General features: G+C 67.2%; 1 protein-coding gene. It reads left to right on the top strand.

Features of this window, described 5'->3' with window-relative positions; genetic code table 11:
- Positions 1-40 precede the first annotated feature (40 nt).
- Positions 41-1,240, top strand: a complete 1,200-nt coding sequence (locus KN815_RS26735; RefSeq protein ID WP_216344465.1) for an RNA-guided endonuclease InsQ/TnpB family protein — start codon at positions 41-43, stop codon at positions 1,238-1,240.
- The last annotated feature ends 42 nt before the right edge of the window (positions 1,241-1,282 follow it).

Genomic DNA, 1,282 nt, shown 5'->3' with positions numbered 1-1,282 from the left:
TCGGCAGGCGATCACCATCTGATGCGCTAACTTGTGAGCCATGGCCACTCACGTGAGGCGGGCATTCAAGTACCGCTTCTATCCGACCGATGCGCAGGCGGCCGAGCTGTCGCGTACGTTCGGGTGCGTGCGGAAGGTCTACAACATGGCGCTCGCGGCCCGTACTGAGGCGTGGGCGCTGCGGCAGGAGCGCATCAACTACAACGCCACCTCGGCGATGCTGACAGCGTGGAAGAAGACCGAGGAGCTGGCGTTCCTCAACGATGTCTCCTCGGTCCCGCTCCAGCAGACCTTGCGGCACCTGCAAGGGGCGTTCACCAACTTCTTCGCCAGGCGGGCGAAGTACCCGCGGTTCAAGTCGCGGAAGAGGTCCCGCAACAGTGCGGAGTACACCACCAGCGGGTTCCGGTTCCGGGCGGGGAAGCTGACGCTGGCTAAGATGAGCGAGCCGCTCGACATCGTCTGGTCGCGTCCCCTCCCGGAAGCCGCTTCCCCCTCCACGGTGACCGTGTCGCAGGATGCCGCCGGGCGCTGGTTCGTCTCCCTCCTCGTCGAAGACCCCGCCGTCCAACCCCTTCCCGCAGGCGGCCGGGCGGTCGGCATCGACGCCGGCCTGGACCACCTGCTCACCCTGTCGACCGGCGAGAAGATCACCAACCCCCGGCACGAGCGGCGCGACCGCGCCCGCCTCGCCCGCGCGCAACGCGACCTCGCCCGCAAGGCCAAGGGCAACGGCGCCAACCGGCTCAAGGCCCGCCGCAAGGTCGCCAATGTCCACGCCCGCATCGCCGACCGCAGGCGTGACCACCTGCACAAACTCACCACTCGGCTCGTGCGTGAAAACCAAACGCTCGTGATCGAGGACCTCAGCGTCCGGAACCTGCTCAGGAACGGCAAGCTGTCCCGGGCAATCTCCGACGCGGCATGGTCGGAGTTCCGCAGCATGCTGGAGTACAAGGCCCAGTGGTACGGCCGGGACGTGATCGCGGTCGACCGCTGGTTCCCCTCCTCCAAGCTCTGCTCGAACTGCGGAACCGTGCAGAACAAGATGCCGCTCAGCGTCCGCACCTGGACCTGCGGCTGCGGCGTCACCCACGACCGCGACGTGAACGCGGCGCGGAACATTCTGGCCGCCGGGCTGGCGGTGTCGGCCTGTGGAGCCGGTGTAAGACCTCAACGGGAATCCTCCCTGACGGGGCAGTCGGTGATGAAGCAGGAATCCCCACGGCGCGAGCCGTAGGAATCCCCCTCGTTCACGAGGGGGAGGAAGTCAAGGTGTCAG

This window comes from Streptomyces niphimycinicus (assembly GCF_018883605.1).
Taxonomy (GTDB): Bacteria; Actinomycetota; Actinomycetes; order Streptomycetales; family Streptomycetaceae; genus Streptomyces; species Streptomyces niphimycinicus.
The sequence above is the reverse complement of the archived record's forward strand: the minus strand, read 5'-3'. Positions and strand labels throughout refer to the sequence as shown.

Coding starts and splice junctions, on each gene's coding strand:
- KN815_RS26735 (WP_216344465.1), top strand. CDS start 41: ATGGCCACTCACGTGAGGCGGGCATTCAAGTACCGCTTCTATCCGACC.